The organism is Streptomyces spinosisporus, from assembly GCF_022698145.1.
Lineage (GTDB): Bacteria > Actinomycetota > Actinomycetes > Streptomycetales > Streptomycetaceae > Streptomyces > Streptomyces spinosisporus.
On sequence record NZ_JALDAX010000002.1, the window covers coordinates 297857 to 312566 of the forward strand.

The window sequence follows — 14710 nt, forward strand, 5'->3', positions numbered from 1 at the left end:
CCCTCAGGGACCACGAATGGTAGAGACCACTCTCTCGCAGATCCGATGAAACAATCCCTCCATGGCGGAAATCATCCAGAAGGACGGCACCTGGGCCTTCGACGGCGATGCCCTTCGACTGACGCCGGGGCGGGACAAGAACGTCAGCCTGCTCCGCCGCACGCTGGGTGAACTCGTGGTGCCCCTGGGGGCGTTGGCGGGGATCTCGTTCGAGCAGGGCCGCAAATCCGGGCGGCTCAGACTGCGGCTGCGCGACGGCGCCGACCCGCTGCTGCACGCCTCCGGCGGCCGGCTCACCGAGCCCAACGACCCCTACCAGCTGATCGTCGAGTCCGACCGCTACGGCGTCGCCGAGTACTTCGTCGACGAGGTGCGCGACGCCCTGCTCCTCGACGAGGTCCCCTCGGACCCGGTGACCGAGTATCTGCTGCCGGGCCCGCCCCTGCCGCTCTCCGTCTCCGCCGGGGACGGCACCGCGACCTTCGACGGCGAGCACGTCCGGCTGGAGTGGAACTGGAAGACCGAGGACGCCAAGGCCGCCGCGGGCGCCCGTACGCTGGCCGTCACGGACCTGATCGCGGTGGAGTGGCATCCCGCGGCCGGCCTGGAGAACGGCTATCTGCGCTTCACCGTGCGCAATGCGCCCACCAAGGCACCGCCCAAGTACGACCCCAACTCCGTGGAGCTGTGGGGCTTCAAGAAGGACCCGCTGATGGCGCTGCTCGCCGCGGCCGTGCAGGCGCGGCTGCCGCACCCCTCGGCCGCGGCGGGCGTACCGCCCGAGGAGCCCCGCGCGCCCAAGCAGCTCGCCCCCGCCGAACGGCGCGAGGACGAGCACGACGCGCTGCTGCGGCGGCTGCGCGAACTCGGCGAACTGCACCGCACGGGCGTGCTCACCGACGAGGAGTTCCAGCTGGCCAAACAGGCGATCCTCAAGCGCATGTAGTGCCTGAGGACCGCCTGCGCTGCGTGTGCCGCGTCCGTCAGGTGTCGCCCTACTTGGCCCTGCGGGCGACCGTGAAGTGGTCGATGCGGTCGCCCGTCTCGGCGATGCCCGACACCTTCAGCTTCGCGTAGTGGCCGCGCGGGGCGGGCTCCACGTCCACGCGCAGGAAGGAGTAGTTGAGGTAGCGCACCCGGGACCAGGCGACGGTCTCGTCGACCTTGCCGTCCTTGGTGTTGACGAAGGAGGCCACCGCGTCGCGCTCGTTGAGATGCCCCTCGTAGGAGTCCGGCGCGCTGAACGCGTACAGGCTGCGGCCCGCGGCGCCCGCCGTCACATAGACGACGCCCTCGGTCTCGGGGTAGGCGGTGTCACCGATCGCCAGCTTCTTGGCGACCTTGTTCCCCTTGATGACGTCGGTGCGCTCGTACTGGTGGTTGTGGCCGTTGATGACCAGGTCCACCGTGTACTTCTCGAACAGCGGCACCCACTCCTGGCGCACGCCCCCCTCCGAGGCGTGCGAGGTGGAGGTGCAGTAGGCGCAGTGATGGAAGAACACCACGATGAAGTCGATGTCCTTCGCGGCGCGGTACTTCTTCAGCTGCGCCTCGAACCACGTGGTCTGGGTGCCGCCCGAGATGCCGAGGTTGGCCGGGATCTCGAAGGAGACGTCGTTCGGGTCCAGCGAGATGATCGCCGTGTTGCCGTGCACGAAGGAGTAGACGCCCGGCAGATGCGCCTTGTCCGGCCCGTTGTCGGGCAGCGTGAAGCGCGCCTCCTCGCCGCCGTAGCCGTTGGGCGAGTACCAGGCCTCCATGTCGTGGTTGCCGTAACTGACCATCCACGGCACGGACTTGGCGACCGACTCGGTCTGCGCGAGGAACTGGTCCCACACCCGTGAGTCGAAGCCGCTGTCGGCGGTCTTGCCCGCGCCGGCCGGGTCGGCGTAGGCGATGTCGCCGGCGTGCAGATGGAAGGTCGGGTTCTGGCCGAGGATCAGGCTGTCGTTGGCCAGACCGTGGTAGCTGACGCCCTGGTCGCCGAAGGCCGTGAAGGTGAACGGCTCCTTGCGGTCGGGCGCGGTGGTGAAGGTGCCGAGCGTGCCGAGCAGATGCGGCTGGGCGGGGTCGAAGCCCTGGTGGCCGACGCCGTAGTAGTAGGTGCGGCCCGGGCGCAGATGGGTCAGCTTGGCGTGCACGTAGTACTGCGTGTGGTCGCCGCTCGCGCCGACGCCGGCCGGCGTGTAGAGCGTGCGGACCTCGGCCTCGATCTTGCGCGAGAGGTCCCAGGGGTGGGCGCCGATGCGGATGAAGGGCTTCTTCACCGCGACCGGGACCTGCCAGGAGACGGTCATCTCGGTGCGCGGGTCGTTGCCGTAGGCGAGGTGACGGCCGAAGGGGGCGACGAGCGAGCCGTCGACCTGCTCGGTCGCGGGCGAGGTGCGCCGGGTCGGAACGGCGGCCTGCGCCACCGCACCCGGCACGAACGCGCCACCGGCGACGGCGCCGAGCGTGACGGCGCCGCCTCTCATCAGGTTGCGCCGCGAGAACTTCGCGCGCAGGTACTCGTGCTGCTCGGCCATGCTCATGCGGTCGGCGAGCTGCTCAGGTACGCCCATACGAGGAATGTCCATGGCGACTGAAACTCGTCCACATGGGCGACGGGGCACCGGACGCAGCATGGACGGCTCGCAAACAGGTGCCCATGAGAAGACCAAAGATCGTTCACAGCAGCCTGCCCGAAATCGGGCAGGATTCTTGCGAAACGCCTCCATGTACCCCAGGATCATCGGGTGCACGACGAACTTGTTGATCATCTGGCCCGGTCCTCACCCCTCAGCAGGGGCGAGGCACTGCGGGTGATCCAGGACGTGCTCGCCTACTTCGACGAGACGACCGAGGAATACGTCCGTCGCCGCCACCGCGAGCTGCAGGCCCAGGGCCTGGTGAACGCGACGATCTTCGAGCGGATCGAGGCGGACCTGAAATACCGGGCGGTCGCGCCGCCGGAGCTTACGCTCAGGCAGCTGCGCCGCATCGTCTACGGCTGAGTCGCAAGGCCGGGAACGGGATACGTATATATGTGCGGAATCGTCGGATACGTCGGGAAGCGTGACGTCGCACCCCTTCTGCTGGAGGGACTGCAGCGCCTGGAGTACCGCGGCTACGACTCGGCGGGCATCGTCGTCGCCGCCCCGAAGACGGCCGGTCTGAAGATGGTCAAGGCCAAGGGGCGCGTACGCGACCTGGAGGCCAAGGTCCCGGCCCGCTTCAAGGGCACGACCGGTATCGCCCACACCCGCTGGGCTACCCACGGCGCCCCCTCCGACGCGAACGCCCACCCGCACTTGGACGCCGAGGGCAAGGTCGCCGTCGTCCACAACGGCATCATCGACAACGCCGCCGACCTGCGCCGCAAGCTGGAGGCGGACGGCGTCGAGTTCCTCTCCGAGACCGACACCGAGGTCCTCGTCCACCTCATCGCCCGCTCCCAGGCCGAGAAGCTGGAGGAGAAGGTCCGCGAGACCCTGCGGGTCATCGAGGGCACGTACGGCATCGCCGTCATGCACGCCGACTTCCCCGACCGGATCGTGGTCGCCCGCAACGGCTCCCCGGTGGTCCTCGGCATCGGCGAGAAGGAGATGTTCGTCGCCTCCGACATCGCCGCGCTGGTCGCCCACACGCGGCAGATAGTGACGCTCGACGACGGCGAGATGGCCACCCTCAAGGCCGACGACTTCCGCACGTACACGACGGAGGGCACCCGCACCACGGCGGAGCCCACCACCGTCGAGTGGGAGGCCGCCTCCTACGACATGGGCGGCCACGACACGTACATGCACAAGGAGATCCACGAGCAGGCCGACGCCGTCGACCGCGTGCTGCGCGGCCGTATCGACGACCGCTTCTCCACTGTGCACCTCGGCGGCCTGAACCTCGACGCCCGTGAGGCCCGGCAGATCCGCCGGGTGAAGATCCTCGGCTGCGGCACCTCGTACCACGCGGGCCAGATCGGCGCCCAGATGATCGAGGAGCTGGCCCGCATCCCCGCGGACGCCGAGCCGGCCTCCGAGTTCCGCTACCGCAACGCGGTCGTCGACCCCGACACCCTCTACGTCGCCGTCTCCCAGTCCGGCGAGACCTACGACGTGCTCGCCGCCGTCCAGGAGCTCAAGCGCAAGGGCGCGCGGGTCTTCGGCGTCGTCAACGTGGTCGGCTCGGCGATCGCCCGCGAGGCGGACGCCGGCATCTACGTCCACGCCGGCCCCGAGGTCTGCGTCGTCTCCACCAAGTGCTTCACCAACACCACGGTCGCCTTCGCGCTGCTCGCCCTGCACCTGGGCCGCACCCGTGACCTCTCGGTCCGCGACGGCAAGCGGATCATCGAGGGCCTGCGCAAGCTGCCCGAGCAGATCACCGAGGTCCTCAAGCAGGAGGAGGAGATCAAGCGGCTGGCCGAGCAGTACGCCGACGCCCGCTCGATGCTCTTCATCGGCCGCGTCCGGGGCTACCCCGTCGCGCGCGAGGCCTCCCTCAAGCTCAAGGAGGTCTCGTACATCCACGCCGAGGCCTACCCGGCCTCCGAGCTCAAGCACGGCCCCCTCGCCCTGATCGAGCCGGCCCTCCCCACGGTCGCGATCGTCCCCGACGACGACCTGCTGGAGAAGAACCGCGCCGCCATGGAGGAGATCAAGGCCCGCAGCGGCCGGATCCTCGCGGTCGCCCATCAGCACGAGCCGAAGGCCGACGAGACGATCGTCGTCCCCAAGAACGAGGACGAACTCGACCCGATCCTGATGGGCATCCCGCTCCAACTCCTCGCCTACCACACGGCCCTGGCGCTCGGACGGGACATCGACAAGCCGCGGAACCTGGCGAAGTCGGTGACGGTGGAGTAGACGGCAGCCGGCCTCCGATCCGCTGAGGCCCAGGCACAGAACGGACCCCCACGTGCTGCCACCAGGCACGCGGGGGTCCATTCGGATCGCCGGGGCCGCCCAATACCCCGACGACGGCTGCCATTCAGCCGGTGGCCGTCACCCCCCGGCCGGCAGCACGCCGAGGAAGAACCGTCCGCCAGTGGGCCAGCGCGGCCGTGGCCGCGTACCACGCCACCGCACCGGCGGCGACGGCGAACCAGCCGCCGACCTTGGCCAGGGAGTCACTGGTGGCGAACTGCCCGATGGCGAGCAGCACGAGAGAGACGAAGAACAACCCGTAGGTGCCCTGGGTGAGTTGGTCCCCGCCCGCGAGGGTGAGCGACAGGGTCACGAGGGCGAACAGCGCCAGGAACAGCCCTGCCGCATTGGCGGACATCGAGTCGCCGGCGGTCACGGCCCAGGTGAACCAGAGCGCGCCGAGCACCGAGAACGCCGTGCCGTTGACGGAGTCGCCGTCACGGAAGGCGAAGAGTCCGGCGACGAAGAGCGCAACGCCGCCTACGTAGTGGGCCAGTGAGACGGCGTCAGCGGCCGACACGCCGTTGATCACGTCGGTGTGTCCGAGGCCGAACGCCAACAGGGTGATTCCCAGGGCGAGTCGGCCGACCACGGTGGTGGTTCCGCTTCCCGCGGAGACGTCGTTGTCCACAGCGGGCTCCCTTCATGCATGTGCAGTTGTGCGGTGAGCTTTATATGCCCTTCACAAGGGCACAAACACCTCTACGCGCCAGTAGGTTCGCACGGTGCACCAAGAAGGGCCGCCGTTCCCGGATCGCATCTCACCAGGGAGAACGGCGAGTTACGGAATGACAACGACGGGACGCTTGGCCCGCTTGGCGAGCCGTCCCGCGACGGAGCCGAAGAGACGTCCGACGAGACCGTGCGTGGAGCCGACGACGATCGCGTCCGCCTCGTACTCCCGCCCGACCTCTTCCAGTTCGTGGCAGATGTCGCCGCCGCGCTCGACCAGGATCCAGGGCACCTCGGAGAGGTACTCCGCGCAGGCGAGTTCGAGGCCGAGGACCTCGGTGCGATGGTCCGGCACGTCGACGAAGACCGGTGGCTCACAGCCGGCCCACACCGTGGTGGGCAGCCGGTTGGCGACATGAACGATGATCAGGCCCGACCGGATGCGGTTGGCCATGCCGATCGCGTACGCGAGGGCGCGTTCACTGGACATGGAGCCGTCGAAGCCGACGACGACGCCGTGCTTGAAGGCTGGATCGCAGGAGTGGCGTGGTTCTTCCGCCGCCTCGGGCTCGGCCGCCGTGGGATCGGCGACGGGCCGCTTGCGGTCCGCGGGTTCGAAGAATTCGTGACCGGCCATGGCTGTCTCGGCGTTTTGATCCTTTATGGGAGGGACAACAGTGTGCGGCGGAGCTGTGTCCGGGAATCATCTTCCCAACCCCATACCCCCAAGGGTACGGCGGCACGCCTCCTTAGCCCAGATCCCGCCCACGGTCCGTGGGGGTTCCAGGGAGCATGCACGAGGGGGCGCCCGTAACGCAATGGTTGCTGCGCTGTACAGGCGGTTTGCACAGGATTCACTTATCGGGGCGGCTCCGGGACGGCACGGACACGGCCCCGACCGGTGCGGCGCGCGGCGCCGGCGGGAGCGTACAGTGACCGACCGGTCGAACAGGCGTTGAACACCGTGACCCGGCCCCAGGGAGCACGCATGCCCGTACCGCACCCCACCCCCGAACCTCCCCACGCGAGCAATCCGCCCCAGGACGCCGTGACCGACGTGGTCCGCTGGGCGGCGTTCAGCTGCGTGCTGGTTCCGGTGGTACTCCTTTGGTACGGCACCTCGCTCGCCGGCGCCGCGGGCACGGCCCTCGGTCTCGCCGCCGTCACCGCCGTGTGCCGTCTGCTGCTGCGCCAGTCGGAGCGCGGCGCGGCCGGCCGCGCGCCCGAGGAGGCCGCCGCCGGGGGCGGCCGTCGTCACAGAAGCGGCACGGGTGCTCACAGAGGCGGACGACGCACCGGGGGAAACACACCGGTCGGCTGACCGGTTTCCGCGCACGCGCACGACGCTTTTCAGCCAACTTCCGGCCACCGTGCATTCCTTGCCCCCACCACCCCCCAACCCCCGTTCCACCTGCACGAACAGGGGCTCACAGGCCCCGCGCACCCTATGTGGATTGGCCACTGCGACAAGGCGCACTTCCCTGCACGGCCCGCGAGTGCAACGCTTCGTGATCGAATGCTTCACGCCAAGTTGCCATGTCGACAATGTGCCGGTTCCCGAACTGGGTCACCCCGGCACCACGGGACACAGTAGATTCGATCTTGACGTCTTACGGCGGGGGACTCGTGCAGGACCGAGGGGAAACGTGCAGGAGCGACACAACCGAGGAGCCGCGACCACCGAGGGGGGCTTAGCAGTATGAGCCACGACTCCACTGCCGCGCCGGAAGCCGCGGCCCGGAAGCTTTCCGGGCGACGCCGCAAGGAGATCGTCGCGGTGCTGCTGTTCAGCGGCGGCCCCATCTTCGAGAGTTCCATACCGCTGTCGGTGTTCGGGATCGACCGCCAGGACGCCGGCGTGCCGCGCTACCGACTGCTGGTGTGCGGAGGCGAGGAAGGCCCGCTGCGGACCACAGGGGGCCTGGAACTCACCGCGCCGCATGGCCTGGAAGCGATCTCACGCGCGGGCACGGTCGTCGTACCGGCCTGGCGCTCGATCACTTCTCCGCCACCGGAGGAGGCGCTCGACGCACTGCGCCGGGCGCACGAGGAAGGCGCCCGGATCGTCGGGCTGTGCACCGGCGCCTTCGTCCTGGCGGCGGCGGGCCTGCTGGACGGCCGACCCGCGACCACGCACTGGATGTACGCACCGACGCTGGCCAAGCGCTACCCGTCGGTGCACGTGGATCCGAGAGAACTCTTCGTCGACGACGGAGACGTACTGACATCGGCCGGTACGGCGGCCGGAATCGACCTCTGTCTGCACATCGTGCGGACGGACCACGGCAACGAGGCGGCCGGTGCGCTGGCCCGCCGACTGGTCGTCCCACCGCGCCGGACAGGAGGCCAGGAGCGCTACCTGGACCGCTCTTTACCAGAGGAGATCGGCGCCGACCCGCTCGCCGAGGTCGTCGCCTGGGCGCTGGAGCACCTGCACGAGCAGTTCGACGTCGAGACGCTGGCGGCACGCGCGTACATGAGCCGCCGCACCTTCGACCGCCGCTTCCGCTCGCTGACGGGCAGCGCCCCGCTGCAGTGGCTGATCACCCAGCGGGTGCTGCAGGCGCAGCGGCTGCTGGAGACGTCGGACTACTCGGTGGACGAGGTCGCGGGCCGCTGCGGCTTCCGCTCGCCGGTGGCGCTGCGCGGCCACTTCCGCCGTCAGCTGGGCTCGTCGCCGGCCGCCTACCGCGCCGCGTACCGCGCCCGCCGTCCGCAGGGCGACAAGCCGGCCGACCTGGAGGGCTCGGCAGGACCCGTGCTGCCGGGCCCGTCCCTGCACCCGGAGAGCCCGGTCCCGCTGCAGAGCCGGCGCGCGGCGGCCTCGGCGCTCGGCTCGGGTCCCGCGCTGTCGACGACGGCGGCCGCGTCCGCGGACAACGGCCGCGAGTCGTACGTCACCAGCCGCGCGAGCGTGCCGGGACAGCGCAGCGGTACCTGACGTGAGGACGAGAGGTGAGCGGTGTACCGGGGGTCCGCCCCCGGTGCACCGGTACACCGCCCGGACCGCGGGGCACCCAAAAGCGCACGCCAGCTTTAGGGTGGTCGCATGAACGATCGCATGGTGTGGATCGACTGCGAGATGACCGGCCTCTCGCTGTCCGACGACGCGCTCATCGAGGTTGCCGCCCTCGTCACCGACTCCGAACTGAACATCCTCGGTGAGGGTGTGGACATCGTCATCCGCCCGCCGGACCAGGCCCTGGAGACGATGCCGGAGGTGGTGCGTCAGATGCACACCGCGTCCGGGCTGCTGGAGGAGCTGGCCGGGGGCACGACCCTGGCCGACGCCGAGGAGCAGGTCCTCTCCTATGTCCGCGAGCACGTCAAGGAGGCCGGGAAGGCTCCGCTGTGCGGCAACTCCGTCGGCACGGACCGCGGTTTCCTGCTCCGGGACATGGCGACGCTCGAGGGCTACCTCCACTACCGCATCGTCGACGTCTCCAGCATCAAGGAGCTGGCGCGGCGCTGGTATCCGCGGGCGTACTTCAACAGCCCCGAGAAGAACGGCAACCACCGCGCGCTCGCCGACATCCGCGAGTCCATCGCGGAGCTGCGCTACTACCGCGAGGCGATCTTCGTGCCGCAGCCAGGGCCCGACTCCGACACGGCCAGGTCGATCGCCGCGAAGCACGTCCTGCCTGCGCAGTAGGAGGCCGGAGGGGACGCCGGAAAAGCTGGGCGCGAGCACCCCTTCGGACCCTGTACACTTTTTCTCGGCCGGTCGGAGAACCACGAAGTCAACCGCCGGTCGTGGTGGGTGTAGCTCAGCTGGTAGAGCACCTGGTTGTGGTCCAGGATGTCGCGGGTTCGAGTCCCGTCACTCACCCTGAGTAGTCAGCCGGTGACCTTGAAGGATCGGGGTCACCGGCTGCTTCGTTCTCCGGGCTCCGCAGGGGCGGCACATGGACATCGGCACCATCCGCACCACCCGCCTCGACCTCCTCCCCCTTCAGGTCTCGCACGCCGCCGAGATGGCCGTCGTCCTCTCCGATCCCGCCCTGCACACCTTCATCGGCGGCAGCCCCAGCACTGCCGAGGCCCTGCGCCAACGCTACGAACGCCTGGTCGCCGGCAGCCCCGACCCGGCCGTCTCCTGGTGCAACTGGGTGCTGCGGGAGACGTCGGAGTCCCGACTCGTGGGAACCGTCCAGGCGACGGTGATGGGCCCGACCGCGGAGATCGCCTGGGTCGTCGGCACCCCCTGGCAGGGCCGCGGCTACGCCTCGGAGGCGGCTCGCGCCCTCGTGGACCACCTGAGCGGGCGGTCCCTCCACACGGTCATCGCCCACATCCACCCGGACCACCTCGCCTCGGCGGCGGTCGCCCGCGCGGCCGGCCTGGCGCCGACGGCCGAGATGCAGGACGGCGAGGTACGCTGGCGCCGCTCGCTGCGTGCGTGACGTACCGTCAACTCCTGTGCGTGAGCGCCGCGTTGGGCCGCCGCGCACAGCCCGCCTGCAGGCGCCGCCACCGGATCAGGACGAGGTGCGCGGCACCAGTTCCGTCGCCAACACCATCTGGCGGCGGTCCAGGTCTCGGGAGGTGGGCGGGCGGCGGTCGGCGATCTCGGTCAGGAGGAGGTCGATCATGCGGCGGCCCATCTCCTCGATGGGCTGGCGGACGCTGGTGAGCGGCGGGTCCATGTGGCGGGCTATGGCCGAGTCGTCGTAGCCGACCAGCGCCACGTCGTCGGGGATGCGGCGCCCCTCCTTGCGCAGGATCTGGCGGGCGCCGGCCGCCATCACGTCGGAGCCGGCGAAGACCGCGTCCAGGTCGGGGCGGCGGGAGAGCAGCGTCGCCATCGCCCGGCGGCCGCCCTCCTCGGTGAAGTCACCCGGTTCGATCAGCTGGTCGTCGGCCCTGTGGCCCGCGTCGCGCAGCGCGTCGCGGTAGCCGTCGACGCGGCGCTGGGCGCCGTAGACGTCGAGGCGGCCGGTGATGTGCGCGATCTTGCGGCGGCCCCGCTGGATGAGATGCTCGACCGCCGAGCGGCCGCCGCCGTAGTTGTCGGAGTCCACCGAGGTCAGCGTCTCCGCGGCCGAGCGGGGACCGCTGATCACCGCCGGGATCTCCAACTGGGCCAGCAGGTCGGGGAGCGGGTCGTCCGCATGGACGGAGACCAGCAGCACGCCGTCCACCCGGTGCGCGGCCAGATACTGGGCGAGCCGCCGGCGCTCGCGGTCGCTGCCCGCGAATATCAGCAGCAACTGCATCTCGGTGTCGGAGAGTTCGGCCCCCACTCCCCGGAGCATGTCCGAGAAGTACGGCTCCGCGAAGAAGCGGGTCTCCGGCTCGGGGACGACCAGGGCGATCGAGTCGGTGCGGTTGGCAGCGAGCGCGCGGGCGGCCGTGTTCGGGACGTAGCCGAGCTCCGCGACCGCCGCCTCGACCGCGGCGCGGGTCGCGTCGCTGACCCGGGGCGAGCCGTTGATCACGCGTGAGACGGTGCCGCGTCCGACGCCGGCGCGCGCGGCGACCTCTTCGAGGGTGGGCCGGCCCCCGCTCCGGCTCCGACCTCCGTGGCCTGCCATGGGCTCCGCCGCCTTCCGCCGTTTTCGCTGCCGGGCTGGAATCTAACAGCCCCGTCTGCTGGAGTGACCTTCGCTGTGGGCCACCCTGTACCGGACCCGTCAAGTCCACTTAACAGCCCGATAACTGAACGCATCTAGCCCGGCTTCCACCCTTGACACCCCCGCCGGAACCGACGAACCTTCAACACATCACTTGTGGGAGCGCTCCCACAGTACCTGACACATACACATCCCGCACGTTCCCCGCCCGAGCCGCAGCGAGTACGAACGGGCCCAACCTATGCAGTTGGCCGGGGGGTCGGCACGTCAGGCAACAGGAGGACCCAATGCGCACGAGTACCCGCCGGTCCCACCGGGTGGTGGCCTTCGCGGCCGTCGCCGCGCTGGCCACGGGGCTGCTGGCCGGCTGCGCCAGTGACGACGACGACTCGTCGGGCTCGAACGACGGCGGCGGCAACGCCAAGGGCAAGACCACGCTGACCGTCGGCACCTTCGGCGTCTTCGGCTACAAGCAGGCCGGCCTCTACGACGAATACATGAAGCTGCACCCCGACATCTCCATCAAGGAGAACGTCACCACCCGTACCGACGTGTACTGGCCGAAGGTGCTCACCCGGCTGCAGGCCGGTTCCGGCACCGACGACATCCAGGCCATCGAGGTCGGCAACATCACCGAGGCCGTCCAGACGCAGGCGGCCAAGTTCGTCGACCTCGGCAAGGACGTCGACAAGTCCCAGTGGCTGGACTGGAAGAACGCCCAGGCCACCACCAAGGACGGCAAGCTGATCGGGCTCGGCACCGACACCGGCCCGATGGCGATCTGCTACCGCAAGGACCTGTTCCAGAAGGCCGGCCTGCCGACCGACCGCAACAAGCTCGCCGACATGTGGAAGGGCGACTGGGCGAAGTACGTCGACGTCGGCAAGGACTACATGAAGAAGGCGCCCAAGGGCACCAAGTTCGTGGACTCCGCCTCCTCCGTCTACAACGCGGCCCTCGGCGGCGGCAAGGAGCGGTACTACGACAAGGACGGCAACGTCATCTGGGACAAGTCCGACGGCGTGTCCAAGGCCTGGGACGTCGCGATGTCGGTGGCGACCAGCAACATGTCGGCGAAGCTGAAGCAGTTCGACAAGCCGTGGGACCAGGGCTACGCCAACGGCACCTTCGCCACGGTCGCCTGCCCGGCGTGGATGATCGGCTACATCGAGCAGAAGTCCGGTGACTCCGGCAAGGGCAAGTGGGACGTCGCCGCGGCCCCGACCGCGTCCAACTGGGGCGGTTCCTTCCTCGGCGTGCCGACCGCGAGCAAGCACCAGAAGGAGGCCGTCGCCCTGGCGAAGTGGCTGACCGCGCCCGAGCAGCAGGCGAAGGTCTTCGCCAAGCAGGCCAGCTTCCCGTCGACCCCGTCGGCGTTCTCCACCCTGAAGCCGGCCGCCGACACCACGGCCTACTTCTCGAACGCGCCGATCACCCAGATCTTCGCCGACTCGGCCGAGACCATCCCGGTCCAGTACTTCGGCATCAAGGACCAGCCGATCAACACGGCCATCACCGACGTCGGCATCCTCCAGGTCGAGCAGAAGGGCAAGTCGCCCGACGAGGGCTGGAGCGCGGCCACCAAGGAGATCAAGGACGTGCTCGGCCAGTGACCAGCTCCAAGCAGGCTCTCGCGCACCCCGCGTCGAGCGCCGAGGCCGCGTCCGGCTCACAGCCGGGCGCGGCCCGGGGCGCTCACGGTAGCGGTACGAAGCCGCCGGACCAGGGCTCCTGGCGCAGCCGGCTGTACCGCTGGGACATGAAGGCGTCGCCGTACGCGTTCATCTCCCCCTTCTTCATCATCTTCGGGGCGTTCTCCCTGATCCCGCTGCTGTACACGGCCTGGTACTCGCTGCACAACGTGCAGCTGTCCTCGCTGGACACCCAGACCTGGGCCGGGCTGGACAACTACAAGAACCTGCTCAGCTCGGACTTCTTCTGGAACGCGCTGAAGAACACCTTCACCATCGGTGTGATCTCGACCGTCCCGCAGCTGATGGCGGCGATCGGCCTGGCGCACCTGCTCAACTACCGGCTGCGCGGCTCGACCGTGTGGCGCGTCGTGATGCTCACCCCGTACGCCACCTCGGTGGCGGCCGCGACCCTCGTCTTCACGCTGCTGTACTCGTGGGACGGCGGCATGATCAACTGGTTCCTGCACTTCGTGGGCATCGACCCCATCAACTGGCGGGAGTCCGACTGGGGTTCGCAGTTCGCCGTGTCGTCGATCGTGATCTGGCGGTGGACCGGCTACAACGCGCTGATCTATCTGGCGGCGATGCAGGCGATCCCGACCGACCTGTACGAGTCGGCGGCGATCGACGGGGCCAACCGCTGGCAGCAGTTCCGGCATGTGACGATCCCCCAGCTGCGCCCGACGATCCTGTTCACCGTCGTGGTCTCCACCATCGGCGCGACGCAGCTCTTCGGTGAGCCCCTGCTGTTCGGCGGGGTCAGCGGCTCCAAGGGCGGCTCCGAGCACCAGTACCAGACGCTCGGCCTGTACATGTACGACCAGGGCTGGATCATCGGCAACCTCGGCAAGGCGTCCGCGATCGCCTGGTCGATGTTCCTGATCCTGTTGATCATTGCCGTGATCAACATGCTGGTGACCCGACGCATGAGGAAGTCCCAATGACCACCAGTGAACTGACGCTGCCTCAGACGCGGGAGAAGAAGGGCCCGTCCCGTCGGGTGATGGGCGCGGGCAAGCAGCTGCACGCGGGCCCGGTGACGTACATCGTCCTGACGGTCTTCGCCCTGGTATCGCTGGCGCCCCTGGTGTGGACGGCGATCGCGGCCTCCCGCACCGACCGCCGGCTGGCCGAGACGCCGCCGCCGCTGTGGTTCGGCGGGAATCTGTTCAAGAACCTGCAGAGCGCCTGGGACCAGGCCGGACTCGGCACCGCGATGCTCAACAGCGTGATCGTCGCGGGCACCATCACCGTCAGTACGGTGCTGTTCTCCACGCTCGCCGGATTCGCCTTCGCCAAGCTGCGGTTCAAGTTCTCCGGCTTCCTGCTGCTGCTGACGATCGGCACGATGATGATCCCGCCGCAGCTGGCCGTCGTACCGCTCTATCTGTGGATGAGCGACCTCGGCTGGTCGAACCAGCTGCAGACGGTCATCCTGCCGACGCTGGTGACGGCCTTCGGCACGTTCTTCATGCGGCAGTATCTGGTGCAGGCGCTGCCCACCGAGCTGATCGAGGCGGCCCGGGTGGACGGGGCGAGCAGTCTCAGAGTGGTCTGGCACGTGGTCTTCCCGGCGGCCCGGCCGGCCATGGCCGTGCTCGGCCTGCTGACCTTCGTGTTCGCCTGGAACGACTTCCTGTGGCCGATCATCGCCCTGAACCAGCAGAACCCCACGGTGCAGGTCGCCCTCAACTCGCTCGGCACGGGCTATGTCCCCGACCAGGCCGTGATCATGGCGGGCGCGCTGCTGGGCACGCTGCCGCTGCTGATCGCGTTCATCCTGTTCGGCAAGCAGATCGTGGGGGGCATCATGCAGGGCGCGATCAAGGGCTGACGGCCCCGGGCGCGCCCTCCCTTCGTGGCCCCTTTC

14 protein-coding genes and 1 tRNA gene are annotated in these 14710 nt (G+C 69.2%); 11 read left to right on the top strand and 4 right to left on the bottom strand.

Features of this window, described 5'->3' with window-relative positions; all coding sequences use genetic code 11:
* The first annotated feature begins 61 nt into the window (after positions 1 to 61).
* Complete coding sequence (locus tag MQN93_RS06510) at positions 62 to 946, top strand: DUF4429 domain-containing protein (protein WP_242708701.1); 885 nt, start codon at positions 62 to 64, stop codon at positions 944 to 946.
* Positions 947 to 995: 49 nt separating this feature from the next.
* On the opposite strand, the gene MQN93_RS06515 is transcribed toward MQN93_RS06510, so the two are convergent.
* Positions 996 to 2561, bottom strand: a complete 1566-nt coding sequence (locus MQN93_RS06515) for a purple acid phosphatase family protein (RefSeq protein ID WP_242708702.1) — start codon at positions 2559 to 2561, stop codon at positions 996 to 998.
* Between the two features lie 174 nt (positions 2562 to 2735).
* On the opposite strand from MQN93_RS06515, the gene MQN93_RS06520 reads away from it, so the two are divergent.
* Together MQN93_RS06520 and glmS are read left to right on the top strand one after the other, a co-directional pair.
* The gene (locus MQN93_RS06520; protein ID WP_016434992.1) at positions 2736 to 2993 is read left to right on the top strand and encodes a hypothetical protein; all 258 of its coding nucleotides are present in this window, start codon (positions 2736 to 2738) and stop codon (positions 2991 to 2993) included.
* 30 nt (positions 2994 to 3023) lie between these two features.
* The gene (gene glmS / locus MQN93_RS06525; RefSeq protein WP_016434991.1) at positions 3024 to 4841 is read left to right on the top strand and encodes a glutamine--fructose-6-phosphate transaminase (isomerizing); all 1818 of its coding nucleotides are present in this window, start codon (positions 3024 to 3026) and stop codon (positions 4839 to 4841) included.
* A gap of 124 nt (positions 4842 to 4965) precedes the next feature.
* On the opposite strand, the gene MQN93_RS06530 is transcribed toward glmS, so the two are convergent.
* Together MQN93_RS06530 and MQN93_RS06535 are read right to left on the bottom strand one after the other, a co-directional pair.
* The gene (locus MQN93_RS06530; RefSeq protein ID WP_242708703.1) at positions 4966 to 5532 is read right to left on the bottom strand and encodes a GPR1/FUN34/YaaH family transporter; all 567 of its coding nucleotides are present in this window, start codon (positions 5530 to 5532) and stop codon (positions 4966 to 4968) included.
* 150 nt (positions 5533 to 5682) lie between these two features.
* On the bottom strand, positions 5683 to 6210 hold the full coding sequence (locus MQN93_RS06535) for a universal stress protein (RefSeq protein WP_016434989.1): 528 nt from the start codon (positions 6208 to 6210) through the stop codon (positions 5683 to 5685).
* 351 nt (positions 6211 to 6561) lie between these two features.
* Here MQN93_RS06535 and MQN93_RS06540 point away from each other — a divergent pair, with 351 nt between their 5' ends.
* From MQN93_RS06540 to MQN93_RS06560, 5 genes are all read left to right on the top strand, one after another.
* Complete coding sequence (locus MQN93_RS06540; RefSeq protein WP_242708704.1) at positions 6562 to 6894, top strand: hypothetical protein; 333 nt, start codon at positions 6562 to 6564, stop codon at positions 6892 to 6894.
* A gap of 378 nt (positions 6895 to 7272) precedes the next feature.
* Positions 7273 to 8514 (top strand): helix-turn-helix domain-containing protein, encoded by a 1242-nt coding sequence (locus MQN93_RS06545; RefSeq protein ID WP_242708705.1) that lies wholly within the window; start codon positions 7273 to 7275, stop codon positions 8512 to 8514.
* Positions 8515 to 8622: 108 nt separating this feature from the next.
* Positions 8623 to 9225, top strand: a complete 603-nt coding sequence (orn, locus tag MQN93_RS06550; RefSeq protein ID WP_016434986.1) for an oligoribonuclease — start codon at positions 8623 to 8625, stop codon at positions 9223 to 9225.
* A gap of 104 nt (positions 9226 to 9329) precedes the next feature.
* A tRNA-His gene (locus tag MQN93_RS06555) sits at positions 9330 to 9402 on the top strand.
* Positions 9403 to 9478: 76 nt separating this feature from the next.
* Positions 9479 to 9976, top strand: a complete 498-nt coding sequence (locus tag MQN93_RS06560; protein WP_242708706.1) for a GNAT family N-acetyltransferase — start codon at positions 9479 to 9481, stop codon at positions 9974 to 9976.
* A 75-nt stretch (positions 9977 to 10051) separates the two neighbouring features.
* On the opposite strand, the gene MQN93_RS06565 is transcribed toward MQN93_RS06560, so the two are convergent.
* A complete protein-coding gene (locus tag MQN93_RS06565) occupies positions 10052 to 11107 on the bottom strand; it encodes a LacI family DNA-binding transcriptional regulator (RefSeq protein ID WP_016434984.1) in 1056 nt (351 codons plus the stop codon).
* A gap of 326 nt (positions 11108 to 11433) precedes the next feature.
* On the opposite strand from MQN93_RS06565, the gene MQN93_RS06570 reads away from it, so the two are divergent.
* From MQN93_RS06570 to MQN93_RS06580, 3 genes are read left to right on the top strand one after another with little or no spacing between them, the layout of a single operon-like run.
* Positions 11434 to 12759: an ABC transporter substrate-binding protein gene (locus MQN93_RS06570; protein WP_016434983.1), complete on the top strand. Its 1326-nt coding sequence runs from the start codon at positions 11434 to 11436 to the stop codon at positions 12757 to 12759.
* Complete coding sequence (locus MQN93_RS06575; protein WP_242708707.1) at positions 12756 to 13784, top strand: carbohydrate ABC transporter permease; 1029 nt, start codon at positions 12756 to 12758, stop codon at positions 13782 to 13784. The genes MQN93_RS06570 and MQN93_RS06575 overlap by 4 nt, the downstream gene beginning before the upstream one ends.
* A complete protein-coding gene (locus MQN93_RS06580; protein WP_016434981.1) occupies positions 13781 to 14674 on the top strand; it encodes a carbohydrate ABC transporter permease in 894 nt (297 codons plus the stop codon). The genes MQN93_RS06575 and MQN93_RS06580 overlap by 4 nt, the downstream gene beginning before the upstream one ends.
* The last annotated feature ends 36 nt before the right edge of the window (positions 14675 to 14710 follow it).